Origin of the sequence: Streptomyces celluloflavus, assembly GCA_000720995.1 — a bacterium.
GTDB classification, from domain to species: Bacteria; Actinomycetota; Actinomycetes; order Streptomycetales; family Streptomycetaceae; genus Streptomyces; species Streptomyces celluloflavus.
On record JOEL01000002.1, the window covers coordinates 119712 to 145734 of the forward strand.

24 protein-coding genes are annotated in these 26023 nt (G+C 71.5%); 22 read left to right on the top strand and 2 right to left on the bottom strand.

What is annotated here, in order from left to right; translation table 11 throughout:
• Nucleotides 1–28: 28 nt before the first annotated feature.
• Nucleotides 29–1387, top strand: a complete 1359-nt coding sequence (locus IH09_RS02240; RefSeq protein ID WP_052853788.1) for a replication-associated recombination protein A — start codon at nt 29–31, stop codon at nt 1385–1387.
• A 117-nt stretch (nt 1388–1504) separates the two neighbouring features.
• On the opposite strand, the gene IH09_RS02245 is transcribed toward IH09_RS02240, so the two are convergent.
• Nucleotides 1505–2257, bottom strand: a complete 753-nt coding sequence (locus IH09_RS02245) for a DUF2470 domain-containing protein (RefSeq protein ID WP_052853538.1) — start codon at nt 2255–2257, stop codon at nt 1505–1507.
• Between the two features lie 184 nt (nt 2258–2441).
• Between IH09_RS02245 and rpsD the strand changes: the two genes are divergently transcribed.
• From rpsD to nusB, 15 genes are all read left to right on the top strand, one after another.
• Nucleotides 2442–3053 carry a 30S ribosomal protein S4 gene (rpsD, locus tag IH09_RS02250; RefSeq protein WP_052853539.1) on the top strand — a complete coding sequence of 204 codons (612 nt, stop codon included), beginning with the start codon at nt 2442–2444 and terminating at the stop codon, nt 3051–3053.
• A 434-nt stretch (nt 3054–3487) separates the two neighbouring features.
• On the top strand, nt 3488–3922 hold the full coding sequence (locus IH09_RS02255; protein WP_242640829.1) for a DUF948 domain-containing protein: 435 nt from the start codon (nt 3488–3490) through the stop codon (nt 3920–3922).
• An 8-nt stretch (nt 3923–3930) separates the two neighbouring features.
• The gene (locus IH09_RS02260; RefSeq protein ID WP_052853541.1) at nt 3931–4278 is read left to right on the top strand and encodes a DUF6167 family protein; all 348 of its coding nucleotides are present in this window, start codon (nt 3931–3933) and stop codon (nt 4276–4278) included.
• Nucleotides 4278–6947, top strand: coding sequence for an alanine--tRNA ligase (gene alaS / locus IH09_RS02265; RefSeq protein WP_052853542.1), 2670 nt, complete (start codon nt 4278–4280; stop codon nt 6945–6947). Before IH09_RS02260 ends, alaS begins: the two co-directional genes overlap by 1 nt.
• A gap of 14 nt (nt 6948–6961) precedes the next feature.
• Complete coding sequence (ruvX, locus tag IH09_RS02270; protein WP_052853543.1) at nt 6962–7426, top strand: Holliday junction resolvase RuvX; 465 nt, start codon at nt 6962–6964, stop codon at nt 7424–7426.
• 128 nt (nt 7427–7554) lie between these two features.
• Complete coding sequence (gene mltG / locus IH09_RS02275) at nt 7555–9393, top strand: endolytic transglycosylase MltG (RefSeq protein ID WP_052853544.1); 1839 nt, start codon at nt 7555–7557, stop codon at nt 9391–9393.
• A gap of 10 nt (nt 9394–9403) precedes the next feature.
• Nucleotides 9404–10231 carry a shikimate dehydrogenase gene (locus IH09_RS02280; RefSeq protein WP_052853545.1) on the top strand — a complete coding sequence of 276 codons (828 nt, stop codon included), beginning with the start codon at nt 9404–9406 and terminating at the stop codon, nt 10229–10231.
• A 143-nt stretch (nt 10232–10374) separates the two neighbouring features.
• The gene (gene aroC, locus IH09_RS02285) at nt 10375–11559 is read left to right on the top strand and encodes a chorismate synthase (protein ID WP_052853546.1); all 1185 of its coding nucleotides are present in this window, start codon (nt 10375–10377) and stop codon (nt 11557–11559) included.
• The gene (locus IH09_RS02290) at nt 11556–12113 is read left to right on the top strand and encodes a shikimate kinase (RefSeq protein ID WP_052853547.1); all 558 of its coding nucleotides are present in this window, start codon (nt 11556–11558) and stop codon (nt 12111–12113) included. Before aroC ends, IH09_RS02290 begins: the two co-directional genes overlap by 4 nt.
• On the top strand, nt 12110–13201 hold the full coding sequence (gene aroB, locus IH09_RS02295) for a 3-dehydroquinate synthase (RefSeq protein ID WP_052853548.1): 1092 nt from the start codon (nt 12110–12112) through the stop codon (nt 13199–13201). The genes IH09_RS02290 and aroB overlap by 4 nt, the downstream gene beginning before the upstream one ends.
• Nucleotides 13198–13638 (top strand): type II 3-dehydroquinate dehydratase, encoded by a 441-nt coding sequence (gene aroQ, locus IH09_RS02300; RefSeq protein ID WP_052853549.1) that lies wholly within the window; start codon nt 13198–13200, stop codon nt 13636–13638. The genes aroB and aroQ overlap by 4 nt, the downstream gene beginning before the upstream one ends.
• Nucleotides 13639–13838: 200 nt before the next feature.
• Complete coding sequence (locus IH09_RS02305; protein ID WP_052853550.1) at nt 13839–14726, top strand: Pro-rich N-terminal domain-containing protein; 888 nt, start codon at nt 13839–13841, stop codon at nt 14724–14726.
• A 129-nt stretch (nt 14727–14855) separates the two neighbouring features.
• Nucleotides 14856–15962, top strand: coding sequence for an aminopeptidase P family protein (locus IH09_RS02310; protein ID WP_052853551.1), 1107 nt, complete (start codon nt 14856–14858; stop codon nt 15960–15962).
• A gap of 66 nt (nt 15963–16028) precedes the next feature.
• Nucleotides 16029–16595: an elongation factor P gene (efp, locus tag IH09_RS02315; RefSeq protein WP_052853552.1), complete on the top strand. Its 567-nt coding sequence runs from the start codon at nt 16029–16031 to the stop codon at nt 16593–16595.
• A 2-nt stretch (nt 16596–16597) separates the two neighbouring features.
• Nucleotides 16598–17032, top strand: a complete 435-nt coding sequence (nusB, locus tag IH09_RS02320) for a transcription antitermination factor NusB (RefSeq protein WP_052853553.1) — start codon at nt 16598–16600, stop codon at nt 17030–17032.
• A gap of 192 nt (nt 17033–17224) precedes the next feature.
• Here nusB and bldD read toward each other — a convergent pair whose 3' ends face one another.
• Nucleotides 17225–17725, bottom strand: coding sequence for a transcriptional regulator BldD (gene bldD, locus IH09_RS02325; protein WP_052853554.1), 501 nt, complete (start codon nt 17723–17725; stop codon nt 17225–17227).
• A 196-nt stretch (nt 17726–17921) separates the two neighbouring features.
• Between bldD and pyrR the strand changes: the two genes are divergently transcribed.
• The 6 genes from pyrR (at nt 17922) to carB (ending at nt 25960) form a co-directional block, all read left to right on the top strand.
• On the top strand, nt 17922–18560 hold the full coding sequence (gene pyrR / locus IH09_RS02330; protein ID WP_052853555.1) for a bifunctional pyr operon transcriptional regulator/uracil phosphoribosyltransferase PyrR: 639 nt from the start codon (nt 17922–17924) through the stop codon (nt 18558–18560).
• 96 nt (nt 18561–18656) lie between these two features.
• A complete protein-coding gene (locus IH09_RS02335) occupies nt 18657–19643 on the top strand; it encodes an aspartate carbamoyltransferase catalytic subunit (protein ID WP_052853556.1) in 987 nt (328 codons plus the stop codon).
• A gap of 3 nt (nt 19644–19646) precedes the next feature.
• Nucleotides 19647–20933, top strand: a complete 1287-nt coding sequence (locus IH09_RS02340) for a dihydroorotase (RefSeq protein ID WP_052853557.1) — start codon at nt 19647–19649, stop codon at nt 20931–20933.
• Complete coding sequence (locus IH09_RS02345) at nt 20930–21517, top strand: PH-like domain-containing protein (protein WP_052853558.1); 588 nt, start codon at nt 20930–20932, stop codon at nt 21515–21517. Before IH09_RS02340 ends, IH09_RS02345 begins: the two co-directional genes overlap by 4 nt.
• A complete protein-coding gene (gene carA, locus IH09_RS02350; RefSeq protein ID WP_052853559.1) occupies nt 21514–22656 on the top strand; it encodes a glutamine-hydrolyzing carbamoyl-phosphate synthase small subunit in 1143 nt (380 codons plus the stop codon). The genes IH09_RS02345 and carA overlap by 4 nt, the downstream gene beginning before the upstream one ends.
• A complete protein-coding gene (gene carB, locus IH09_RS02355; protein WP_052853560.1) occupies nt 22649–25960 on the top strand; it encodes a carbamoyl-phosphate synthase large subunit in 3312 nt (1103 codons plus the stop codon). The genes carA and carB overlap by 8 nt, the downstream gene beginning before the upstream one ends.
• Nucleotides 25961–26023: the final 63 nt, after the last annotated feature.

Consider the following 26023-nt stretch of genomic DNA (forward strand, 5'->3'; position numbering starts at 1 on the left):
GTCAGTGGCGTGACATAGGCTCGTGGACGTGGAGCCCGACCTGTTCACCGCCGCTGCCGAAGACCGTCAGGAGAAGGACCCCGCGGGGTCCCCGCTCGCCGTACGGATGCGTCCGCGCACCCTCGACGAGGTCGTGGGGCAGCGCCATCTGCTCAAGCCCGGCTCGCCGCTGCGCCGCCTCGTCGGCGAGGGGAGCGGCGGTCCCGCCGGGCCCTCGTCGGTCTTCCTGTGGGGGCCGCCCGGCATCGGCAAGACGACCCTCGCCCATGTCGTCAGCCAGGCGACGAACAAGCGCTTCGTGGAGCTCTCCGCGATCACGGCGGGCGTCAAGGAGGTCCGGGCGGTCATCGACGGCGCCCGGCGCGCCTCGGGCGGCTACGGCAAGGAAACGGTCCTCTTCCTCGACGAGATCCACCGCTTCAGCAAGGCCCAGCAGGATTCCCTGCTGCCCGCCGTCGAGAACCGCTGGGTCACCCTGATCGCGGCGACGACCGAGAACCCGTACTTCTCGGTGATCTCCCCGCTGCTGTCCCGCTCGCTGCTGCTGACCCTCGAACCGCTCACCGACGACGATCTGCGCGGGCTGCTGCACCGCGCGCTGACCGATGCGCGCGGTCTGGCGGGCGCGGTCACCCTCCCCGAGGACACCGAGGCGCATCTGCTGCGGATCGCCGGCGGTGACGCCCGGCGCGCGCTGACCGCGCTGGAGGCCGGGGCCGGCTCCGCGCTGGCCAAGAAGGAGAAGGAGATCACCCTCCAGACCCTGGAGGACTCCGTCGACCGCGCGGCGGTGAAGTACGACCGCGACGGCGACCAGCACTACGACGTGGCCAGCGCCCTCATCAAGTCCATCCGCGGCTCCGACGTCGATGCCGCGCTGCACTACCTGGCCCGCATGATCGAGGCGGGGGAGGACCCGCGGTTCATTGCCCGGCGGCTGATGATCTCGGCGAGCGAGGACATCGGTCTGGCCGATCCGTCGGCCTTGCAGACCGCGGTCGCCGCGGCCCAGGCGGTGGCGATGATCGGGTTCCCCGAGGCCCGGATCATCCTGAGCCAGGCCACCATCGCGCTCGCCCTGGCGCCGAAGTCGAACGCCGCCTACCTGGCCATCGACGCCGCGCTGGCGGACATCCGGGCCGGTCAGGCCGGCGCGGTCCCGGCCCATCTGCGCGACAGCCACTACAAGGGGGCGCAGAAGCTCGGCCACGGCCAGGGCTATCAGTACCCGCACGATCTGCCGGGCGGTATCGCGGCCCAGCAGTACGCACCGGACGAGGTGCACGGCAAGCGGTACTACACCCCCACCCGGCACGGCGCCGAGGCGCGCTATGCCGATGTCGCCGACCGGGTCCGCGCCAGGCTGCGCGGCGAGAGCGGCGACTGACGGAGCCGTCGCACCGCGCGGCGCGGGCCCGGTGCGACGCGGGACCGGCACAGCGGCCGACCGCACGGGCCCGATAGGTCACCTTGTGGCGTCACCGGGCCGGCCGTCGCCGCCCGGTCACTGCGCCGCGGCCTCGAAGAGCACATGCATCGCGCGCCGCAGCTCGGCCACGTCCCGCACCGGCTCGGGGAAGTCGAACCGCGCGTCGAACGAGCGGCGCTCGGCGTCCGTGAAGCGCACCCGCAGCCCGAAGCGGTCCAGGCCCACCGGTACGGCCCGGTCGCGCAGCCCGCAGTGCGCCGTGCGGTCGCCCAGCAGCGCGCACAGCCCGCGTACCTGGTCGCCGTGGGCCGCGTGCAGATGCTGCAAGAGCTCCGCCTCGTGGGCCTGGAGCGGATCGGGGGTGGCGGCGGCGAACTCGTCGGGCTCGACGGGCTCCGCGCCCCACAGATCGTCCACCGCGCACTCGCCGACCTCCAGGCGCAGCATCGTCCAGGCGGCGTGCCCGTACTCGCCCGGCACGTGCTCCGGCTGGAGTGCCTCCCCGATGCCGAGCAGCTCGCCGACGGGGTGCCGCTCCGCGAGCAGCAGCGCGGCCTCGGCGCGCTGATCACCGCGTACGGTGGCCAGCCAGCCGGCCACCCAGGCCCGTCCGCGGATGCGGTGCGGCACCGAAACGGGTGCGACATCCGTGATCTCCATCACGGCGGTGAGGTCGTCGTCCGGCGCGTGCGCGGCCGCCCGCGCCGCCGCGGAGTCGCCGGGGACCAGCAACAGCACGTCCCCGTCGGGTGTCACCGTCCGGCAGACGGGTGCCGAGAGCCCGGTCTCGTCCAGCTCCTCGACGCCGGGAATGCTCAGCGACGCCATACCATTGGACTCTACGAGGGTGCGTACACGCTCGGCAGCCGAGGGCCGCTGGGCGTCTTCCACGGGACGCGGCTGACCCGCCTCGGTGCTCTGACCAGCACTGGGCAGGGGGATCCCAGGTCGAAACATGCGTTCTCCTCCGCTAAGGTAAGCCTCACCTAACTTACACGGAGGTCCGTTCCACGTGAACCAGTCGCGTCCCAAGGTCAAGAAGTCGCGCGCACTCGGCATCGCCCTGACGCCGAAGGCCGTCAAGTACTTCGAGGCCCGTCCCTACCCGCCCGGCGAGCACGGCCGTGGCCGCAAGCAGAACAGTGACTACAAGGTCCGGCTGCTCGAAAAGCAGCGTCTGCGCGCGCAGTACGACATCAGCGAGCGGCAGATGGCCCGTGCCTACGACCGCGCTCGGAAGGTCGAAGGCAAGACGGGCGAAGCCCTGATCATCGAGCTTGAGCGCCGTCTGGACGCGCTCGTCCTGCGGTCGGGCATCGCCCGCACGATCTACCAGGCCCGTCAGATGGTCGTGCACGGCCACATCGCGGTCAACGACCGCAAGGTCGACAAGCCGTCCTTCCGCGTCCGCCCCGGCGACGTCGTGATGGTCCGCGAGCGCAGCCGCGAGAAGCACCCGTTCCAGGTCGCCCGCGAGGGTGGCTACGACACGGACGGCGAGACCCCGCGCTACCTGGAGGTCAACCTCCCGGCGCTGGCGTTCCGTCTCGACCGGGACCCGAACCGCAAGGAAATCCCGGTGATCTGCGACGAGCAGCTCGTCGTCGAGTACTACGCCCGCTGATCCAGGCGTCACCGCTCCGCCGTACGGCACTCGGCCCGCCGTCTTCCCACCGCGCTCGCGGCGGGGAGACGGCGGGTTCGTGCGTACCCGGCGCCGCATCGACGGCCCGTACGGTCGCCGGCGTCCCGTGGCGCGGCCCGGCTCCGGCCGCCGCCCGCGCCTGCGGGCCGGGCGGGGTGTCAACTCGGCCAATTTTTCCGAGAGTTCACCGGACGCGGAGCCGCTCCCGGGCGGCCGTACCCGGTGCCGGCGGTGACCGGGGCGCCGGCGGCTGACCACCCCCGCGCCGCGGCGCCGCCCCGCCCGCCCCGCCCGGCTCCACCCGCCGCACGGGGAACTGGGGTACGGGCGGACAGTCGCGGCGCGATAAGGTCGAGGTCGCCGTTCGAGCAGGACGAGATCAGAGCAAAAACCAGTCGGAGAGTGGTGCCAACGTGTCCGGTGGAGAGGTGGCCGGGATTCTCGTGGCCGTCTTCTGGGCGATCCTCGTGTCGTTCCTCGCCCTCGTGCTGGTGAGGCTCGCACAGACGCTCAAGGCGACCACCAAGATGGTGGCCGAAGTGTCCGACCAGGCCGTTCCGCTCCTCGCCGACGCGTCCGCGACCGTCCGCTCCGCGCACACCCAGCTGGCCCGTGTCGACGCCATCGCCGCCGATGTCCAAGAGGTCACCGCCAACGCCTCCGCGCTCTCCTCGACGGTGTCCTCCGCCTTCGGCGGACCCCTGGTCAAGGTGGCGGCGTTCGGCTACGGCGTGCGCCGCGCGATCGGCAAGAAGGGCGAACCCGAGCCGAAGCGCACCGTCGTCGTCGGCCGCACCCTGCCCGGCGCCCGCCGTGGCGGGCGCCGAACCCGTCGCTCCAAGGACTGATCACCGCGATGTTCCGCCGCGCATTCTGGTTCACCACCGGCGCAGCCGCCGGTGTGTGGGCCACCACCAAGGTCCACCGCAAGCTGCGCCGGCTCCAGCCCGACAGCCTCGCCGCGCAGGCCGCGGAGAAGGCCGTCGAAACCGGCCACCGGCTGCGCCAGTTTGCAGTGGACGTACGCACGGGAATGGCGGACCGTGAAGAACAGCTGCACGAGGCACTCGGTCTCACCGAGACGACCGAGGTGCGCGAGCTGCCCGGACCGCGCCGCCACGCGGTGCTCGAATCGCCGTACCGAATCACGAGAACAACCGGACCGACCGGGCTGACCGGACCGACTGGAAATGAGGACCACTGATGGAGTCGGCTGAAATCCGCCGCCGCTGGCTGCGCTTCTTCGAGGAGCGCGGGCACACCGTCGTGCCGTCGGCGTCACTCATCGCGGACGACCCGACGCTGCTGCTGGTCCCCGCGGGCATGGTGCCCTTCAAGCCGTACTTCCTCGGCGAGGTCAAGCCCCCCTTCGCGACCGCCACCAGCGTGCAGAAGTGCGTGCGTACGCCGGACATCGAAGAGGTCGGCAAGACCACCCGGCACGGCACGTTCTTCCAGATGTGCGGCAACTTCTCCTTCGGCGACTACTTCAAGGAAGGCGCCATCAAGTACGCCTGGGAGCTGCTCACCAGCTCGCAGGCCGACGGCGGCTTCGGCCTCGACCCGGAGAAGCTCTGGATCACGGTCTACCTCGACGACGACGAGGCCGAGCGGATCTGGCGCGAGGTCGTCGGCGTACCGGCCGAGCGGATCCAGCGGCTGGGCAAGAAGGAGAACTACTGGTCCATGGGCGTCCCGGGCCCCTGCGGCCCGTGCTCCGAGATCAACTACGACCGCGGCCCGTCCTTCGGCGTCGAGGGCGGCCCGGCCGTCAACGACGAGCGGTATGTGGAGATCTGGAACCTGGTCTTCATGCAGTACGAGCGCGGGGCGGGCACCGGCAAGGAGGACTTCGAGATCCTCGGCGACCTGCCCAGCCAGAACATCGACACCGGCCTCGGACTCGAACGCCTGGCGATGATCCTCCAGGACGTCCGCAACATGTACGAGACGGACACCCTGCGCGTCGTCATCGACAAGGCCACCGAGCTGACCGGCGTGCGCTACGGCGCCGCCGACGGCTCCGACGTCTCGCTGCGGGTCGTCGCCGACCACATGCGCACCGCCACGATGCTCATCGGCGACGGCGTCACCCCCGGCAACGAGGGCCGCGGCTACGTCCTGCGCCGCATCATGCGCCGCGCCATCCGCAACATGCGGCTGCTCGGCGCGGGCGGTCTGGTCGTCGGCGAGCTGCTGGACGTCGTCATCAGGACGATGGGCCAGCAGTACCCGGAGCTGCTGGAGGACCGCCGGCGGATCGAGACGGTCGCCCTCGCCGAGGAGGCCGCCTTCGTCAAGACGCTGAAGGCCGGCACCAACATCCTGGACACCGCCGTCACCGAGACCAAGGCGTCCGGCGGCGCGGTCCTGGCCGGCGACAAGGCGTTCCTGCTCCACGACACCTGGGGCTTCCCGATCGACCTCACCCTCGAAATGGCCGCGGAACAGGGCCTCTCGGTGGACGAGGACGGCTTCCGCCGCCTGATGAAGGAGCAGCGGGAGCGCGCCAAGGCCGACGCCCAGGCCAAGAAGCACGGGCACGCCGACCTGTCCGCCTACCGCGCGGTCGCCGACACGGCGGGCGCCACGGAGTTCACCGGATACAGCAGCACCGAAGGCGAATCCAGCATCGTCGGCCTGCTGGTCAACGGCGCCCCGGCCCCCGCCGCCCACGAGGGCGACGAGGTCGAGGTCGTCCTGGACCGCACCCCCTTCTACGCCGAGGGCGGCGGTCAGCTCGCCGACACCGGCCGGATCAGGCTGGACTCCGGCGCCGTCGTCGAGATCCGCGACGTCCAGCAGCCGGTGCCCGGCGTCACGGTGCACAAGGGCGTCGTCCAGGTCGGTGAGGTCGTGCTCGGCTCCGCCGCGTACGCCGCCATCGACGTGACCCGCCGGCGCGCCATCGCCCGCGCGCACAGCGCCACCCACCTCACCCACCAGGCGCTGCGCGACGCGCTCGGCCCGACCGCCGCCCAGGCCGGTTCGGAGAACTCCCCGGGCCGCTTCCGCTTCGACTTCGGCTCGCCCGCCGCGGTGCCCGGCGCGGTCCTCACGGACGTCGAGCAGAAGATCAACGAGGTGCTCTCCCGCGAGCTCGACGTCCGTGCCGAGGTCATGAGCATGGAGGACGCCAAGAAGCAGGGCGCCATCGCCGAGTTCGGCGAGAAGTACGGCGACCGGGTGCGGGTCGTCACCATCGGCGACTTCTCCAAGGAGCTGTGCGGCGGTACGCACGTCCACAACACCGCCCAGCTGGGCCTGGTGAAGCTGCTCGGCGAGTCCTCCATCGGCTCCGGCGTGCGCCGCGTCGAGGCGCTGGTCGGCGTGGACGCGTACAAGTTCCTGGCCCGTGAGCACACGGTCGTCTCGCAGCTCACCGAACTGGTCAAGGGCCGCCCGGAGGAACTGCCCGAGCGGATCTCCGGTGTGCTGGCCAAGCTGAAGGACGCCGAGAAGGAGATCGAGAAGTTCCGCGCCGAGAAGGTGCTCCAGGCCGCCGCCGGGCTGGCCGCGGGCGCCAAGGACGTCCACGGTGTGGCGCTGGCCGCCGGCCAGGTCCCGGACGGCACCTCCGCCGACGATCTGCGCAAGCTGGTGCTGGACGTCCGTGGCCGGATCCCCGGTGACCGCGCCGCCGTCGTGGCCCTGTTCACCGTCGCCAACGGCCGCCCGGTGACGGTCATCGCCACCAACGAGGCCGCCCGCGAGCGCGGCATCAAGGCCGGCGAGCTGGTCCGCGCGGCCGCCAAGACCCTCGGCGGCGGTGGCGGCGGCAAGCCGGACGTCGCCCAGGGCGGCGGTCAGCACGCCGCCGCGGTACCCGAGGCCATCGAGGCCGTCGAGCGGCTCGTCGCCGAGACGGTCTGACCCGCGTGAGCTCCATGCGACGTGGCCGGCGCATCGCCGTGGATGTCGGGGACGCCCGCATCGGGGTCGCCTCGTGCGACCCCGACGGGGTCCTCGCCACCCCCGTCGAAACCGTGCCGGGACGTGACGTGCCCTCAGCACACCGGCGGCTGAAGGCGATTGTCGACGAGTACGAGCCGCTGGAAGTCGTGGTCGGTCTGCCCCGCTCCCTCAACGGGGGAGAGGGGCCGGCCGCGGCCAAGGTCCGGGCGTTCGCCCAGGAGCTGGCCCGGAACATCGCGCCCGTCGGGGTCCGGCTGGTCGACGAGCGGATGAGCACGGTCACCGCGACCCACGGTCTGCGGGCCTCCGGGGTCAAGAGCAAGAAGGGCCGCTCGGTGGTCGACCAGGCGGCCGCGGTGGTCATTCTCCAGAGTGCGCTGGAGACCGAACGGGTCTCCGGGCGGCCTCCGGGCGAGAGCGTCGAAGTGGTCATCTGATCGCGGTACGGTAACGTTCCGCGCGATGTGGCGGCGGTTCGAACAGCCGCTCGTGCAGGAAGAGGCGGATCGACACAGCAAGCGCGCTGCCAGTCAGCAGCGCACCGCCTCTCGGCTCTAGGGGATCGATGACCGAGTATGGCCGGGGCTATGGCTCCGAACCGTGGCATCCCGAGGACCCGCTCTACGGAGACCAGGGTCCCTACGGAGGCCGGGAGCAGCAGCCTCAGTGGGGCGGACCGCAGTCCGCCCCGCATCCCCAGCACCAGTACAACGGGGACTGGCACGGCGTCCACGGTGCGCAGCAGTCGTACGACCCGTACGACCCCTACGGCCAGCAGCAGCCGCCGGTCGATCCGTACCACGGTGCGACCCCGGACTACTACGGCACGCCGGACGCCTACCCGCCGCCGCAGCCCCAGCACGGACGCCAGCAGCCGCAACAGCAGCAGCCGTACCCGCAACAGCAGCCGCCGCAGTATCCGCAGCAAGGCCAGCATCCTCAGCACCCGCAGCAAGAGCAGTATCCGCAGCACCCGCAACAAGGCCAGCACCCGCAGCAAGAGCAGTACGGGCAACAAGAGCAGTATCCGCAGCAGGAGCAGTACTCGCAGTCGCAGCATCCGCAGCAGACCGGGCAGCCGTACCCGGACGGCGCCGGCGACGACTGGCGGGCGGAGCCGGACCGGGTGGGAGCGGAGCTGCACGAACCGCAACTGCACGAACCGCAGCCGCACGAACCGGAGCCGCGTGAACCGAAGTCCCGCGAACGGGAACCGGAACCCGCGTTCTTCGCCGGGGACGGCGACGGCGAGGACGAGACCGACGCGCGTCCCGCCCCCCGCGAGCGGCGCCGGGACGGCCGCGAGCGCCGCGGCAAGAAGAACAAACGGCGCAGCGGCGTCGCCTGCCTGGTCGTCACCGTGGCGATCGCCGGCGTCGTGGGCACCGTCGGCTACTTCGGCTACGACTTCTACGAGAGCCACTTCGCGCCGCCGCCGGACTTCGAGGGCGACGGCTCCGGCGCCGTTCAGGTCGAGATTCCGTCCGGTGCGCTGGTCTCGGAAATGGGCGGGATTCTCAAGCGTGCGGGCGTCGTCAAGAGTGCCGGTGCGTTCACCCGCGCGGTGGAGGAGAACAACAAGGCGAAGGGCCTCCCGGGGGGCGTCTACTCGCTGCGCAAGGAAATGTCCGGGGCCGCGGCCGTCGAGCTGATGCTGGACCCCAAGAGCCGCAACGGCCTGACGATAAGTGAGGGCTTGCGGGCCAGCGCGGTCTACGAGCTCATCGACAAAAAGCTCAATCTCAAGGCGGGCACCACCAAGGACGTCGCCGTCAGTCAGGTCAAGAATCTCGGGCTGCCTTCCTGGGCCAACAGTGTCCCGAATATCAAGGACCCGCTGGACGGTTTCCTCTATCCCTCGACGTACAGCGTGGGCGAGAAGGCGAAGCCGGTGGACGTCCTCAAGCAGATGGTGAACCGGGCCACCCACGAGTACGAGAAGTACGATCTGCCGGCGAAGGCCGAGGAACTCCATCTGAAATCGCCCCTGGAGCTCCTGACCGTCGCCAGCCTCACCCAGGCCGAAGGAAGGACGCACGACGACTTCCGTAAAATGGCCGCCGTCATCTACAACCGGCTCTCCCCGACGAATGTGGACTCGAACCAGAAACTCGAATTCGACTCGACCTTCAACTATCTGAAGAACCAGAGCAAAATCAACATAAGTTTGAAGGAGATCCGGAACTACCCGGACCCCTACAACACGTATCGCAACCAGGGTCTGCCGCCCGGCCCGATCGGGAATCCGGGTGCGGAAGCGCTGAAGGCCGTAATCAATCCGGACAACACGCAGAAGTGGCTCTATTTCGTCTCGGTCGACGGGAAGACGACGGACTTCACCACGAATCTGGCCGACCATGAAAAGTTGGTCGAGAAATTCAACGAGCGGCAGAAGAAGAACTGAGGGCGGGACCGTGCCGGACAACAAGAAGGCGGCGGTCCTCGGGTCGCCCATCGCCCACTCCCTCTCGCCGGTGCTGCACCGCGCCGCCTACGACGCACTGGGGCTGACGGGCTGGGAGTACGGCCGCCACGAGGTCGACGAGGCGGGGCTGCCCGCCTTCATGGCGGGGCTGGACGCCACCTGGGCGGGGCTCTCGCTGACCATGCCGCTCAAGCGCGCCGTGATCCCGCTGCTCGACGGGATCAGCGCCACCGCGTCCTCGGTGGAGGCGGTGAACACCGTCGTGCTGACGGCCGACGGGCGCCGCCTCGGCGACAACACCGACATCCCCGGCATCCTCGCCGCGCTGCGCGAGCGCGGCGTCGAACGGGTCGAACGGGCCTCGGTCCTGGGCGCCGGCGCCACCGCTTCCTCGGCGCTCGCCGCGCTCTCCCGGATCTGCGACGGCGAGGTGACCGCCTATGTCCGCAGCGCGGCGCGCGCCGACGAGATGCGCGGCTGGGGCGAGCGGCTGGGCGTCACCGTCCGTACCGCCCCGTGGGACGACGCCGCCGAGGCGCTCACGGCGCCGCTGACCATCGCCACCACCCCGGCCGGCACCACCGACGCGCTCGCCGCCGCCGTACCCGGCCGCCCCGGCACGCTCTTCGACGTCCTCTACGACCCCTGGCCGACGGCGCTGGCCGCAGCCTGGGCCGCGCGCGGCGGGGCGGTCGTCGGCGGTCTCGATCTCCTGGTGCACCAGGCGGTGTTCCAGGTGGAGCAGATGACCGGACGGGCGCCGGCGCCGCTGGCCGCGATGCGCGCGGCGGGCGAGGCGGCACTCGCGGCGCGCTGAACCGCCGCACCGCGCACCCGCACCGTCTCCGTCCGCCCCGCCCGTACCGGGTCCGTTCCCTGGACGGGACCCCGCCCGCCCGGCGCGACGTGGGAGGATCAGGGGGAGACCGTACGCGGATGAGCAGTACATGAGGAGCACCGTTGAGCAGGTTGCGCTGGCTGACGGCGGGGGAGTCGCACGGCCCCGCACTCGTGGCGACATTGGAGGGCCTTCCGGCCGGGGTTCCGATCACCACGGACTTGGTGGCGGACGCGCTGGCCCGGCGCCGGCTGGGCTACGGCCGCGGTGCCCGGATGAAGTTCGAACGGGACGAGGTCACCTTCCTGGGCGGGGTGCGGCACGGTCTGTCGCTGGGCTCGCCGGTGGCGGTGATGGTCGGCAACACCGAGTGGCCCAAGTGGGAACAGGTGATGGCGGCCGACCCGGTCGACGCGGCGGAGCTGGCCGCGCTGGCCCGTAACGCCCCGCTGACCCGCCCCCGCCCCGGCCACGCGGACCTCGCGGGGATGCAGAAGTACGGCTTCGACGAGGCCCGTCCGATCCTGGAGCGCGCCTCGGCCCGGGAGACCGCCGCCCGCGTCGCACTGGGCGCCGTCGCCCGCTCCTTCCTCAAGGAGACGACCGGCATCGAGATCGTCTCGCACGTGGTCGAACTGGCCGCGGCGAAGGCCCCCTACGGCGTCTACCCCGCGCCCGCCGACGTCGAGAAGCTGGACGCGGACCCGGTGCGCTGCCTGGACGCGGCCGCGAGCAAGGCGATGATCGCCGAGATCGACCAGGCCCACAAGGACGGCGACACCCTGGGCGGGGTGGTCGAGGTGCTGGCGTACGGCGTGCCGGTGGGCCTCGGCTCGCATGTGCACTGGGACCGCCGGCTGGACGCCCGGCTGGCCGCCGCCCTGATGGGCATCCAGGCCATCAAGGGTGTCGAGGTCGGCGACGGCTTCGAGCTGGCGCGGGTGCCGGGGTCCAAGGCGCACGACGAGATCGTCTCGACCGACGACGGGATCAGGCGTACGACGGGCCGCTCCGGGGGCACCGAGGGCGGGCTGACGACCGGTGAACTGCTGCGGGTGCGGGCGGCGATGAAGCCGATCGCGACCGTGCCGCGGGCGCTGGCGACCGTCGATGTCAGCACGGGCGAGGCCACCAAGGCGCACCACCAGCGCTCCGACGTCTGCGCGGTCCCGGCCGCCGGCATCGTCGCCGAGGCCATGGTTGCGCTCGTCCTGGCCGACGCGGTCGTCGAGAAGTTCGGCGGCGACAGCGTCCCGGAGACCCGCCGCAACGTGCGGAGCTTCCTCGACAACCTGGCGATCAAGTGACGTCGCCGGCCGTCGTACTGATCGGCCCGCCCGGGGCCGGCAAGTCCACGGTGGGCGCGCTGCTGGCCGAGCGGCTCGGCGCCGGCTACCGGGACACCGACGCCGACATCGTCGCCACGGCCGGCAAGCCGATCGCGGAGATCTTCATCGACGAGGGCGAGCCGCACTTCCGCGACCTGGAGCGGGCGGCCGTACAGGCCGCGCTCGCCGGCCACCCGGGCGTCCTCTCGCTCGGCGGCGGCGCGATCATGGACGCCGGTACCCGGAAGCTGCTGACGGGCCTGCCCGTCGTCTTCCTGGACGTGCCGCTCGCCGACGCCGTCAAGCGGGTCGGCCTGGACGCGCCGCGCCCGCTGCTCGCGGTCAACCCGCGGCAGCGCTGGCGCGAGCTGATGACCGCGCGCCGCCCGCTGTACACGGAGGTCGCGCGCGCCGTGATCGACACCGGAGGACGCGCCCCCGAGGACGTCGCCGACGCGGTCCTGGACGCTTTGGAGCTACGGCCGGCCGCGGGCGACGTCCCGCGGGCCGCCCACAGGAAGGAAGAGGCATGACGGAGCAGGCCACCCGTATCCAGGTCGGCGGTACGGCGGGCACCGAGCCGTACGAGGTGCTCGTCGGGCGGCAGCTGCTCGGTGAGCTGCCCGGCCTGATCGGGACGGGTGCGAAGCGGGTCGCGGTGCTGCACCCCGAGGCGCTGGCCGCCACCGGTGAGGCGCTGCGCGAGGACCTGGCGTCCCAGGGCTTCGAGGCGATCGCGATCCAGCTGCCGAACGCCGAGGAGGCCAAGACCGCCGAGGTCGCGGCGTACTGCTGGAAGGCCCTGGGGCAGACCGGCTTCACCCGCAGCGATGTGATCGTCGGGGTCGGCGGCGGCGCCACCACGGACCTGGCGGGCTTCGTGGCGGCGACCTGGCTGCGCGGGGTGCGCTGGATCGCGGTGCCGACGACGGTGCTGGGCATGGTGGACGCGGCGGTCGGCGGCAAGACCGGCATCAACACCGCCGAGGGCAAGAACCTCGTCGGCGCCTTCCACCCGCCGGCCGGTGTGCTGTGCGACCTGGCCGCCCTCGACTCCCTCCCGGTGCACGACTACGTCTCCGGCCTGGCCGAGGTGATCAAGGCCGGCTTCATCGCCGACCCGGCGATCCTGGACCTGATCGAGGCGGACCCGGAGGCGGCCAAGCGCCCGGACGGCGCGCACACCTGCGAGCTGATCGAACGGGCGATCCGGGTCAAGGCCGAGGTGGTCTCCGCCGATCTCAGGGAATCCGGTCTGCGCGAGATCCTCAACTACGGCCACACCCTGGCGCACGCCATCGAGAAGAACGAGCGCTACAACTGGCGGCACGGCGCCGCCGTCTCCGTCGGCATGGTGTTCGCCGCCGAACTGGGCCGTATCGCGGGCCGCCTGGACGACGCCACCGCCGACCGGCACCGCACCGTACTGGCCTCCGTCGGCCTGCCGCTGACGTACCGCGGCGACCAGTGGCCCAAGCTCCTGGAGACCATGCGGGTCGACAAGAAGTCCCGCGGTGACCGGCTGCGCTTCATCGTCCTGGACGGCCTCGCCAAGCCGACCGTCCTCGAAGGCCCGGACCCGGCCATGCTGCTCGCCGCCCACGCGGAGATCGCCGAATGAACCGCCGGGTCCTCGTCCTGAACGGCCCCAACCTCGGCCGGCTGGGCTCCCGTGAGCCCGATGTGTACGGCGCCACCTCCTACGCCGGGCTGGTCGAGCAGTGCACCGCGCTCGGCACGGAGCTGGGGTTCGACGTCGAGGTCCGGGAGACCAACGACGAGGGCGAGATGATCCGCTGGCTGCACGAGGCGGCGGACGGAACGATTCCGGTCGTCCTCAACCCCGGTGCCTTCACGCACTACTCGTACGGCATGCGGGACGCGGCAGCCCAGCGCACCGCCCCGCTCATCGAGGTGCACATCTCGAATCCGTACGCCCGCGAGGAGTTCCGCCACAATTCGGTCATCGCGGCCGTCGCCAGCGGTACGGTCGCCGGCTTCGGCATCGGCTCGTACCGTCTCGCGCTGCGCGCCCTCGCCGACGAGCTGCAAGGCTGAGCCCTTCCGGGCACTCCGTACCGCCCCCGGACGTTCACACCCCGAACGCCGGGGGCGGTACGGTTCGCTGCAGCGCCGCCGACGGCCATGCGGCACAACAGCCCGGCCGGGCAGGCCGGTTGCCGCACGCCGTACCGCGCGGTGCGGTCCGGCGCCCGCGCACCGCACCAAGTCGACCGCACGAGACGGAGAGCCACCGGATGCAGCACGCAGTGGGGGCTCCGCTGCCACCGCCCCGCCGGCAGGTGCCGGGACCGGGGGCCGGTATGCACTGGACGCCCCACCCCGGCCCTCCGATACCGCCCGGCTCGCCACCGTCCCCGCCGGTCCCCCCGGCGCCCGCCGCCCCGCCGGTGCCGCCCGCGCCCGGCGGCCCGGCGCCCGGCGGCCCCGGCTGGGGCGGTCCCGCGCCGCGGCAGGCCCCGCCCGCCCCGCACAGCGCGGACCTCGCCGGCCATGTCCGGCTGCCCCCCGGCGCCCCGGTGGCGCTGCCCAGCCCGCAGGCCGACAGTGCCGCGCAGGACGCCGCGCACGCGGCCGTCGCGGTGCTGCTCATCGGCCCGGCCGGTGCGGGCAAGACCAGCGTCGCCCGCCACTGGGCCGGCATCCGGCGGGTGCCGACCGCGCACATCAGCCTCGACGACGTCCGCGAATGGGTCCGCGCGGGCTTCGCCGATCCGCAGGCGGGCTGGAACGACCACTCCGAGGCGCAGTACCGCCTGGCCCGCCGCACCTGCGGCTTCGCGGCCCGTAACTTCCTCGCCAACGGCATCTCCTGCATCCTCGACGACGCGGTCTTCCCGGACCGGCCGGTCGTCGGCCTCGGCGGCTGGAAGCGGCACGTGGGCCCCGGCCTGCTCCCGGTCGTCCTGCTGCCGGGACTGGAGATCGTGCTGGAGCGCAACGCCCGGCGCAGCGGCAACCGCCGCCTCTCCGACGAGGAGGTGGCCCGCATCCACGGCCGGATGGCCGGCTGGTACGGCTCCGGACTGCCGATCATCGACAACTCCGCGCACGACGTCGCCACGACGGTCCGGGTACTGGACGACGTCGTCGCCCGCAGCATCGCCAGCCCGCCCAGCTGGTAGCCGGCGGGAGCCCGCCGCCGCCTCGCCGGACGCGTACGGTGCCCCGGCGCCCGTCCTCGGTGCGCGTCCGCTAGCCCGCCCGGCCGCTCTCGACCGGCCGTCGCCGCCGACCGACCGTAGGCTCGGAATATGTCCGAGCTGTACGCGGCCCGACGCATGCGGCTGCGCGACCGCTGCGCGGCGACCGGAAGCACCGCCGCACTGATCTCGCGCCCCGCCAACGTCCGCTACCTCACCGGGTGCGCGCCGGCCGACGGTGCCCTGCTGCTGGGCCCGGCCGACGACATCCTGCTCTGCGGCGGCGCACTGGGCGGCGACCCGTCCGAGGGGCGGCCCGCCGAGGACGTACGGGTGTCCGTGCTGCCGAACCGCGGCGGCGACCCCGTCGTGGCCGCCGCCGACCTGGCCGCGAAGGCCGGCGCGGACATCCTGGCCGTCGAGGAGCACCACCTCACCGTCTCCCGGCACCGGGCGCTGGGCCAGGTCGCCCCGCAGGTGCGGCTCACGGACCTGGCCTGCGCCGTCGAGGCGCAGCGGCTGGTCAAGGACGACGACGAGATCGCCTGTTTGCGGATCGCCGCGGAGATCACCGACCAGGCGCTGGGCGAACTCCTCGAATCGATCCTCGTCGGCCGCACCGAGCGGCATCTCGCGCTCGAACTGGAGCGCCGCCTCGTGGACCACGGCGCCGACGGCCCGGCCTTCCCCACCTCCGTCGCGGCCGGCCCGAACTCCGGCCGCCCCGGGCATCTGCCCACGGACCGGCGGGTGGAGGAGGGTGATTTCCTGACCGTCGGCCTGGGTGCCAACTACCGCGGCTACCGCTGCGAGATCGGCCGTACCTTCGTGATCGGCACCACGCCGGCGGACTGGCAGATCGACCTCTACGATCTCGTTTTCGCCGCCCAGCGGGCCGGCCGGGAGGCGCTGGCGCCGGGTGTGGAGTGCCGCGAAGTGGACCGCGCGACACGCCATGTACTGGATGCGGCGGGGCACGGCGAGCGGCTCGGACCGTGGACCGGGCACGGCGTCGGACTCGAAATCGACGAGGACCCGCAGCTCTCACCCGCCGCCATGGGTAAACTGGACGCTTGCGTGCCGGTCACCGTCGAGCCGGGGGTACACCTCCCGGGCCGCGGCGGCGTCCGGATCGACGACACACTCGTCGTCCGCCCCGAGGCGGACGGCGGACCCGAGCTACTCACGATCACGACCAAGGAGCTGCTCGCGCTGTGAGCCACCGGGCTCGCCGCGTGCGGTTTCGAGGTACCCATCACCCGCAGTCCAGGAGATTCCGCAACCGTGGCTTCCACGAACGACCTCAAGAACGGCCTGGTGCTCAAGCTCGAAGGGGGCCAGCTCTGGTCCGTCGTCGAGTTCCAGCACGTCAAGCCCGGTAAGGGCCCGGCCTTCGTCCGCACCAAGCTGAAGAATGTGCTCTCCGGCAAGGTCGTCGACAAGACCTTCAACGCCGGCGTGAAGGTCGAGACGGCCACTGTCGACAAGCGCGGGATGCAGTTCTCGTACATGGACGGCGAGTACTTCGTCTTCATGGACATGGACACCTACGACCAGCTGATGGTCGACCGCAAGTCCGTCGGCGACGCCGCGAACTTCCTCCTCGAGGGCTTCGAGGCCGTCGTGGCCCAGCACGAGGGCTCGGTGCTCTACGTCGAGCTGCCGGCCGCCGTCGAACTGATCGTCGCGGAGACCGAGCCGGGCGTCCAGGGCGACCGCTCCACCGGCGGCACCAAGCCCGCCAAGCTGGAGACCGGCTACGAGATCCAGGTGCCGCTCTTCATCACGACCGGCGAGAAGATCAAGGTCGACACCCGCACGGGCGACTACCTCGGCCGGGTGAACAGCTAACCGTGGCTGCCCGCAACAAGGCCCGTAAGCGTGCCTTCCAGATCCTCTTCGAGGCCGACCAGCGCGGTGCCGATGTGCAGTCCGTGCTCGCGGACTGGATGCGGCACGCCCGGACCGACCCCCGGCAGCCGCCGGTGAACGAGTACACCCTGGAGCTGGTCGAGGGGTACGCGGACCACACCGAGCGCATCGACGAGCTCATCGCCACCTACTCCGTCGACTGGGAGCTGGACCGGATGCCGGTCGTCGACCGCAACATCCTGCGGCTCGGCGCCTACGAGCTGATCTGGGTGGACGGCACCCCGGACGCGGTGGCGATCGACGAAGCGGTTCAGCTCGCCAAGGAGTTCTCCACGGACGACTCCCCGGCCTTCGTCAACGGCCTGCTCGGCCGTCTGAAGGAGCTGAAGCCGGGCCTGCGGCGCGAAACGCGGTAGGCGGACGGCAGAGCGCGTGAACGGGCCCGGAGCGGTAGGGAGTGCTCCGGGCCCTTCGCATGCCCGTACGGGGCCGTCTGGCCCGCGCGTCGGCCCCGGGGGCGCCGCACGTGGGGCGCCCCCGGCCGCACACAGCGAAACCGCCGCCCCGGTGACCGGGACGGCGGTTCGGTGTTTCTGCGACGGCGGGTGTCAGATGTCGTCGTGGGCGACCGCGCGGCGCGCGTCGGAGTCCAGCACGCCCCAGCTGATCAGCTGCTCGGTGAGCACCGAGGGCGACTGGTCGTAGATCACCGCGAGGGTGCGCAGGTCGTCCTGGCGGATGGACAGGACCTTGCCGTTGTAGTCGCCGCGCTGGCTCTGGATCGTGGCGGCGTAGCGCTGCAACGGGCCGGCCTTCTCCTGCGGGACATGGGCGAGGCGCTCCAGGTCGAGCACCAGCTTCGGCGGCGGTTCGGCCGCTCCGCCGGGCGTCGTGCCCGGCAGGAGCTCCTGCACCGGCACGCCGTAGAAGTCCGCGAGCTCGGCAAGGCGCTGCACGGTCACGGCACGGTCGCCACGCTCGTACGAGCCCACCACCACGGCCTTCCAGCGGCCCTGGGACTTCTCCTCGACACCATGGAGAGAGAGGCCCTGCTGGGTGCGGATGGCACGGAGTTTGGCCCCGAGCTGTTTGGCGTATTCGCTGGACATAAAGCTCCCCGGACGAAGACTGGTAACTCACTGTGAGGTTACGCAGCGTAATTCTGCTTCGTCAAGCCGAACGGGCCACCGCTTCGCCCGTCAGGGGTGCGCGCGGCCTCCGGGACGGCTCCTGGTAGCCTGGGCTGCGTAATTTTGACGTCCTTTAACGTCCGTCCTGTGAGGCGGAGAAGGAGGTCCGTTTCTTATGGACGCAAACAGTTCCGACGTACGGGCTCAGAGCCCCGCGCGTCCGGTGCTCGAAGGCCCGGACATCGCGCGCATGCTCACCCGCATCGCCCACGAGATCGTCGAACGCGCCAAGGGCGCGGATGATGTGGTGCTGCTGGGGATTCCCACCCGCGGCGTGTTCCTCGCCCGGCGGCTGGCCGCCAAGCTCGAAGAGATCACCGGCCGCGCGATCCCGGTCGGCTCGCTCGACATCACCATGTACCGCGACGACCTGCGGCTGGGTCCGGCCCGCGCGCTCGCCCGGACCGACATCCCCGCCGACGGCATCGAGGGCCGCGTCGTCCTGCTCGTCGACGACGTGCTCTTCTCCGGGCGGACGATCCGCGCCGCGCTGGACGCCCTGGGCGACATCGGACGGCCGCGCGCCGTGCAGCTGGCGGTCCTCGTCGACCGCGGCCACCGCGAGCTGCCGATCCGCGCCGACTATGTCGGCAAGAACCTCCCCACGTCGCTGCGGGAGACGGTCAAGGTCCAGCTCACCGAGGAGGACGGCCGGGACGCCGTGCTGCTCGGCGTCCGCTCCGCCGCGCCCCGCACCGGCTCGTCGCACGGGCCCGCCGCGGCCGGCCGGACCGCCCCGGCCGGCGAGCGCTAGCGCACCGCGTACGGACCCGGTGACCCCGGGCCCGCACCCCTGCCTGCCTGCCCAACGGACATTCCCGTACACCTCCCACACACACGGAGATACCGGATGAAGCGTCACCTCATCTCGGCCGCCGACCTCACCCGCGACGACGCCGTCCTGATCCTCGACACCGCCGAGGAGATGGCCCGGGTCGCGGACCGGCCGATCAAGAAGCTCCCCACCCTGCGGGGGCGCACCGTAGTCAACCTCTTCTTCGAGGACTCGACCCGCACCCGCATCTCCTTCGAGGCGGCCGCCAAACGGCTCTCGGCGGACGTCATCAACTTCTCCGCGAAGGGCTCGTCGGTCTCCAAGGGCGAGTCGCTCAAGGACACCGCTCTGACGCTGGAGGCGATGGGCGCGGACGCCGTCGTCATCCGGCACCACGACTCCGGCGCCCCGCACCGCCTGGCGACCTCCGGCTGGATCGGCGGCTCGGTGGTCAACGCCGGTGACGGCACCCACGAGCACCCCACCCAGGCGCTGCTGGACGCCTTCACCATGCGCCGCCGCCTCGGCGAGGGCGTGGGCAGCGACCTCTCCGGCCGCCGGATCACCGTCGTCGGTGACATCCTGCACAGCCGCGTCGCCCGCTCCAACGTCCACCTGCTGACCACGCTCGGCGCCGAGGTCACGCTGGTCGCGCCGCCCACCCTGGTGCCGATCGGCGTGCAGCAGTGGCCCTGCGAGGTCTCGTACGACCTGGACGCCGTGCTCGCCAAGTCGGACGCGGTGATGATGCTGCGCGTCCAGCGCGAGCGGATGAACGCGGCCTTCTTCCCGACCGAGCGCGAGTACGCGCGGCGCTACGGCCTGGACGGCGAGCGGATGGCCCGGATGCCGGAGCACGCGATCGTGATGCACCCCGGCCCGATGAACCGCGGTATGGAGATCACCGCCGAGGTCGCCGACTCGCCGCGCTGCACCGCCGTCGAACAGGTCACCAACGGTGTCAGCATCCGTATGGCGGTCCTCTATCTGCTTCTGGGCGGCAACGAGCCCGCCCTCACCGCCGGCACCGGCACCAGCACCCGCACCGAGGAGAGCAAGTAACCGATGAGCAAGATCCTTATTCGCGGGGCGAACGTCCTCGGCGGCGAGCCGCAGGACGTACTGATCGACGGTGAGACCATCGCGGCGGTCGGCACGGGGCTGAGCGCCGACGGCGCCCGGGTGATCGAGGCCGCCGGCCAGGTCCTGCTGCCCGGCCTGGTCGACCTGCACACCCACCTGCGCGAGCCGGGCCGGGAGGACTCGGAGACGGTCCTGACGGGCACCAAGGCGGCCGCCGTCGGCGGCTACACCGCCGTCCACGCCATGGCCAACACCTTCCCCGTCGCCGACACCGCGGGCGTCGTCGAGCAGGTCTGGCGGCTGGGCCGCGAGTCCGGCTACTGCGACGTCCAGCCGGTCGGCGCGGTGACGGTCGGCCTGGAGGGCAGGCAGCTCGCCGAACTCGGCGCGATGCACGACTCCGCGGCCGGTGTCCGGGTCTTCTCCGACGACGGCAAGTGCGTGGACGACGCCGTCATCATGCGGCGCGCCCTGGAGTACGTGAAGGCGTTCGACGGCGTCGTCGCCCAGCACGCCCAGGAGCCGCGGCTCACCGAGGGCGCCCAGATGAACGAGGGCGTCGTCTCCGCCGAACTGGGCCTCGGCGGCTGGCCGGCCGTCGCGGAGGAGTCGATCATCGCCCGCGATGTGCTGCTCGCCGCGCACGTCGGCTCCCGCGTGCACATCTGCCACCTCTCGACCGCGGGCTCCGTGGAACTGGTCCGCTGGGCCAAGTCCAAGGGCTGGGACGTCACCGCCGAGGTCACCCCGCACCACCTCCTGCTCACCGACGAACTCGTCCGGTCCTACAACCCCGTCTACAAGGTGAACCCGCCGCTGCGCACCGAGGCCGACGTGCTGGCGCTGCGCGAGGCGCTCGCCGACGGCACCATCGACTGCGTCGCCACCGACCACGCCCCGCACCCGCACGAGGACAAGGACTGCGAGTGGGGCGCCGCGGCCATGGGCATGGTCGGCCTGGAGACCGCGCTCTCCGTCGTCCAGCACACGATGGTCGACAGCGGGCTGCTGGACTGGGCGGGCGTCGCCGACCGGATGTCCTTCCGCCCCGCGCACATCGGCCGCCTCGAAGGGCACGGACGGCCCATAGCGGCGGGCGAGCCCGCCAACCTCACGCTGGTCGATTCCGCATACCGTGGAGTGGTGGACCCCGCGGGCTTCGCCTCCCGCAGCCGCAACACCCCCTACGAGGGCCGTGAGCTGCCGGGACGCGTCACCCACACCTTCCTGCGGGGCCGGACAACGGTTGTCGACGGGATTCTGGCGTGACTTCTCCTCTGTTCCAACTGGCCGCCGCGCAGCAGTCCGCGCCGGTCACCGACTGGGCGGCCCGGATCGCCTGGGTCGTCGGTCTGCTGCTCTTCATCGCGCTCGTCTACTGGCTGATGCGCGAGGGCTGGAAATGGCGCGGCACGCTCCAGGGCGATCTGCCCGAGCTGCCCACCGCGCCCGCGGAGCCCGGCGAACCGCGGCTGACCCTCAGCGGCCGCTACCACGGCTCCACGACCGCCGGCCAGTGGCTCGACCGGATCGTGGCGCGCGGTCTGGGCACCCGCAGCCGCGCCGAGCTGACCCTGACCGACCAGGGCCTGCACGTCGTACGGCCCGGGGCGCAGGACTTCTTCGTACCGGCCGCCGCGCTGCGCGGCGGCCGCCTCGACAAGGGCATCGCGGGCAAGGTCCTCCCCGAGGGCGGTCTGCTGATCGTCACCTGGGAGCACGGGAACAAGCAGCTCGACTCCGGGTTCCGCGGCGACCGGGCGGCCGAGCACCCGGCCTGGGTCGAGGCCCTCAACGCACTCGGCACCGCCGAAAGCACCACCGAGCACACCGAAACGGAAGGCGCACGATGACCACCTCCACCAGGGGAACCGCGAAGGTTCCCGCCGTACTCGTCCTGGAGGACGGCCGCAGCTTCCGCGGCCGCGCCTACGGGGCCGTGGGGGAGACCTTCGGCGAGGCGGTGTTCTCCACCGGCATGACCGGCTACCAGGAGACCCTGACCGACCCGTCCTACCACCGCCAGGTGGTCGTCATGACCGCCCCGCACATCGGCAACACCGGCGTGAACGACGAGGACCCGGAGTCGCAGCGGATCTGGGTCTCCGGCTTCGTCGTCCGCGACCCCGCGCGGATCCCCTCCAACTGGCGCTCGGTGCGCTCGCTGGACGACGAACTGGTCGCCCAGCGCGTCGTGGGCATCAGCGGGATCGACACCCGCGCGCTCACCCGGCACCTGCGCGAGCGCGGTGCCATGCGGGTCGGCATCTTCTCCGGCGAGGCGCTGCCCGACGAGGGCACGATGCTCGCCAAGGTGCGCCAGACCCCCGAGATGCAGGGCGCCGACCTCTCCGCCGAGGTCGCCACCAAGGAGCCCTACGTCGTACCGGCCATAGGCACGAAGAAGTTCACGGTCGCCGCGATCGACCTGGGCATCAAGGGCATGACCCCGCACCGCATGGCCGAGCGCGGCATCGAGGTGCACGTGCTGCCCGCCACGGCCACGGCCGAGGACGTGTACGCGGTCGGGCCGGACGGGGTGTTCTTCTCCAACGGCCCCGGCGACCCGTCCACCGCCGACCACCCGGTCTCCGTCATGCGGAGCGTCCTGGAGCGCCGGACGCCGCTGTTCGGCATCTGCTTCGGCAACCAGATCCTGGGCCGCGCGCTGGGCTTCGGCACCTACAAGCTCAAGTACGGCCACCGCGGCATCAACCAGCCGGTGCAGGACCGCACCACCGGCAAGGTCGAGGTCACCGCGCACAACCACGGATTCGCCGTCGACGCACCGCTCGACAGCGTCTCCGACACCCCCTACGGCCGCGCCGAGGTCTCCCACGTCTGCCTGAACGACAACGTGGTGGAGGGTCTGCACCTCCTCGACCAGCCGGCCTTCAGCGTCCAGTACCACCCCGAGGCCGCCGCGGGTCCGCACGACGCCGCGTACCTCTTCGACCGCTTCGTTTCCCTGATGGAGGGCCAGCGTGCCTAAGCGCTCCGATATCCAGTCCGTTCTGGTCATCGGTTCCGGTCCGATCGTCATTGGTCAGGCCGCCGAGTTCGACTATTCCGGTACCCAGGCGTGCCGTGTGCTGAAGGCCGAGGGCCTGCGGGTCATTCTGATCAACTCGAATCCGGCGACGATCATGACGGATCCGGAGATCGCGGACGCCACGTATGTGGAGCCGATCACGCCGGAGTTCGTCGAGAAGATCATCGCGAAGGAGCGGCCGGACGCGCTGCTGCCGACGCTGGGCGGGCAGACGGCGCTGAACACCGCGATCTCCATGCACGAGCAGGGGGTGCTGGAGAAGTACGGCGTCGAGCTGATCGGCGCGAACGTGGAGGCGATCCACAAGGGCGAGGACCGCGACCTGTTCAAGGGCGTGGTGGCGGCCGTCCACGCCCGGATCGGTCACGGTGAGTCGGCGCGTTCGGTGATCTGCCACTCGATGGACGAGGTGCTGGCGGGCGTGGACACGCTCGGCGGCTACCCGGTGGTGGTGCGTCCCTCGTTCACGATGGGCGGTGCAGGTTCGGGTTTCGCGCACGACGAGGAGGAGCTGCGGCGCATCGCGGGTCAGGGCCTGACGCTCTCCCCGACCACCGAGGTGCTCCTGGAGGAGTCGATCCTGGGGTGGAAGGAGTACGAGCTGGAGCTGATGCGCGACCGGCACGACAACGTCGTGGTCGTGTGCTCGATCGAGAACTTCGACCCGATGGGCGTGCACACCGGTGACTCGATCACGGTGGCCCCGGCGATGACGCTCACCGACCGGGAGTACCAGACGCTGCGGGATGTGGGCATCGCCATCATCCGCGAGGTGGGGGTCGACACCGGGGGCTGCAACATTCAGTTCGCGGTGAATCCGGTGGACGGGCGGATCATCGTCATCGAGATGAATCCGCGGGTGTCGCGGTCCTCGGCGCTGGCGTCGAAGGCGACGGGCTTCCCGATCGCGAAGATCGCGGCGCGGCTCGCCGTCGGCTACACGCTGGACGAGATCCCCAACGACATCACGGAGAAGACCCCGGCGTCCTTCGAGCCGACGCTGGACTACGTCGTGGTGAAGGTGCCGCGGTTCGCATTCGAGAAGTTCCCGGCCGCCGACGCCACCCTCACCACCACCATGAAGTCGGTGGGCGAGGCGATGGCGATCGGCCGGAACTTCCCCGAGGCCCTGAACAAGGCCCTGCGCTCGCTGGAGAAGAAGGGCAGCGCCTTCGACTTCACCGCGGCGCCCGGCGACCGGGCGGCGCTGCTGGCGAAGGCGCAGGTGCCCACCGACGGGCGGATCAACACGGTCATGGCGGCGATCCGGGCCGGTGCCGGTCCGGAGGAGGTGTACGAGGCCACGAAGATCGACCCGTGGTTCGTCGACCAGCTCTTCCTGATCAAGGAGACCGCGGACGAGATCGCGGCGGCCGGCGAGCTCGGCCCGCAGATCCTCGCGGACGCGAAGCGGCTGGGATTCTCCGACGCGCAGATCGCCGGGATCCGGGGGCTGGGCGAGGACGTGGTGCGCGAGGTCCGCCACGCACTGGGCATCCGCCCCGTCTACAAGACCGTCGACACGTGCGCGGCCGAGTTCGCCGCCCGCACCCCGTACTTCTACTCCTCCTACGACGAGGAGAACGAAGTCGCACCGCGCAGCAAGCCGGCGGTGATCATCCTGGGGTCGGGACCCAACCGGATCGGGCAGGGCATCGAGTTCGACTACTCCTGTGTGCACGCGTCCTTCGCGCTGTCGCAGGCGGGGTTCGAGACGGTGATGGTCAACTGCAACCCGGAGACCGTCTCGACCGACTACGACACCTCCGACCGCCTCTACTTCGAGCCGCTCACCCTTGAGGACGTGCTGGAGATCGTCCACGCCGAGCAGCAGGCCGGGCCGGTGGCGGGCGTCCTCGTCCAGCTGGGCGGGCAGACCCCGCTGGGGCTGGCGCAGGCGCTCAAGGACAACGGGGTGCCGATCGCCGGGACGTCGCCGGAGGCGATCGACCTGGCCGAGGAGCGGGGGGCGTTCGGCCGGGTGCTGGCCGAGGCCGGACTGCCGGCGCCGAAGTACGGCACCGCGTTCTCCTTCGACGAGGCCAAGACGATCGCCGCGGAGATCGGCTACCCGGTCATGGTCCGCCCCTCCTACGTCCTGGGCGGCCGCGGGATGGAGATCGTCTACGACGAGGCGTCCCTCGCCGGGTACCTCACCCGGCACGCGGGGCTCATCTCCGAGCACCCGGTGCTGATCGACCGGTTCCTCGACGACGCCATCGAGATCGACGTCGACGCGCTCTACGACGGCCACGAGCTCTACCTCGGCGGGGTCATGGAGCACATCGAGGAGGCCGGGATCCACTCCGGGGACTCCGCGTGCGCGCTGCCGCCCATCACGCTGGGCGGGTACGACATCAAGCGGCTGCGGGCCTCCACCGAGGCCATCGCCCGCGGGGTGGGCGTACGGGGCCTGATCAACATCCAGTTCGCGATGGCCGGTGACATCCTCTACGTCCTGGAAGCGAACCCGCGTGCCTCGCGCACCGTGCCGTTCACCTCCAAGGCCACCGCGGTGCCGCTGGCCAAGGCCGCCGCCCGGATCTCCCTGGGCGCCACCGTCGCCGAACTGCGGGCCGAGGGCATGCTCCCCGCGACCGGCGACGGCGGGACCCTGCCGCTGGACGCGCCGATCTCCGTCAAGGAGGCCGTCATGCCCTGGTCGCGGTTCCGGGACGCGGCCGGCCAGGGCGTCGACACCGTCCTGGGCCCGGAGATGCGCTCCACCGGCGAGGTCATGGGCATCGACACCGTCTTCGGCACCGCCTACGCCAAATCCCAGTCCGGCGCGTACGGCGCCCTGCCCACCAAGGGCCGGGCCTTCGTCTCCGTCGCCAACCGCGACAAGCGCTCCATGATCTTCCCCGCCCGCGAACTGGTCGCCCACGGCTTCGAGCTGCTGGCCACCTCCGGCACCGCCGAAGTCCTGCGCCGCAACGGCATCAACGCCACCGTCGTCCGCAAGCACAGCGAGGGCGAAGGCCCGCACGGCGAGAAGACCATCGTCCAGCTCATCCACGACGGTCAGGTCGACCTCATCGTCAACACCCCCTACGGCACCGGCGGCCGCCTCGACGGATACGACATCCGCACCGCCGCCATCACCCGCGCCATCCCCTGCCTCACCACCGTCCAGGCCCTCGCCGCCGCGGTCCAGGGCATCGAGGCGATGTCCCGTGGTGATGTGGGCGTACGTTCCCTCCAGGAACACGCGGAACATCTCACCGCCGCTCGCGCGGAGTAGGACGACCGAGGGGGACACCGGAAGCGGTGTCCCCCTCCTCATGGGACCGCCGTGGCCCTGTGG

What these genes read in the sequence shown, in the direction of transcription:
- IH09_RS02245 (WP_052853538.1), bottom strand. Translation starts at nt 2,257, where the DNA reads ATGGCGTCGCTGAGCATTCCCGGCGTCGAGGAGCTGGACGAGACCGGG.
- IH09_RS02260 (WP_052853541.1), top strand. Translation starts at nt 3,931, where the DNA reads ATGTTCCGCCGCGCATTCTGGTTCACCACCGGCGCAGCCGCCGGTGTG.
- alaS (WP_052853542.1), top strand. Translation starts at nt 4,278, where the DNA reads ATGGAGTCGGCTGAAATCCGCCGCCGCTGGCTGCGCTTCTTCGAGGAG.
- ruvX (WP_052853543.1), top strand. Translation starts at nt 6,962, where the DNA reads ATGCGACGTGGCCGGCGCATCGCCGTGGATGTCGGGGACGCCCGCATC.
- mltG (WP_052853544.1), top strand. Translation starts at nt 7,555, where the DNA reads ATGACCGAGTATGGCCGGGGCTATGGCTCCGAACCGTGGCATCCCGAG.
- aroB (WP_052853548.1), top strand. Translation starts at nt 12,110, where the DNA reads ATGACGGAGCAGGCCACCCGTATCCAGGTCGGCGGTACGGCGGGCACC.
- aroQ (WP_052853549.1), top strand. Translation starts at nt 13,198, where the DNA reads ATGAACCGCCGGGTCCTCGTCCTGAACGGCCCCAACCTCGGCCGGCTG.
- IH09_RS02305 (WP_052853550.1), top strand. Translation starts at nt 13,839, where the DNA reads ATGCAGCACGCAGTGGGGGCTCCGCTGCCACCGCCCCGCCGGCAGGTG.
- IH09_RS02310 (WP_052853551.1), top strand. Translation starts at nt 14,856, where the DNA reads ATGTCCGAGCTGTACGCGGCCCGACGCATGCGGCTGCGCGACCGCTGC.
- bldD (WP_052853554.1), bottom strand. Translation starts at nt 17,725, where the DNA reads ATGTCCAGCGAATACGCCAAACAGCTCGGGGCCAAACTCCGTGCCATC.
- pyrR (WP_052853555.1), top strand. Translation starts at nt 17,922, where the DNA reads ATGGACGCAAACAGTTCCGACGTACGGGCTCAGAGCCCCGCGCGTCCG.
- IH09_RS02335 (WP_052853556.1), top strand. Translation starts at nt 18,657, where the DNA reads ATGAAGCGTCACCTCATCTCGGCCGCCGACCTCACCCGCGACGACGCC.
- IH09_RS02340 (WP_052853557.1), top strand. Translation starts at nt 19,647, where the DNA reads ATGAGCAAGATCCTTATTCGCGGGGCGAACGTCCTCGGCGGCGAGCCG.
- carA (WP_052853559.1), top strand. Translation starts at nt 21,514, where the DNA reads ATGACCACCTCCACCAGGGGAACCGCGAAGGTTCCCGCCGTACTCGTC.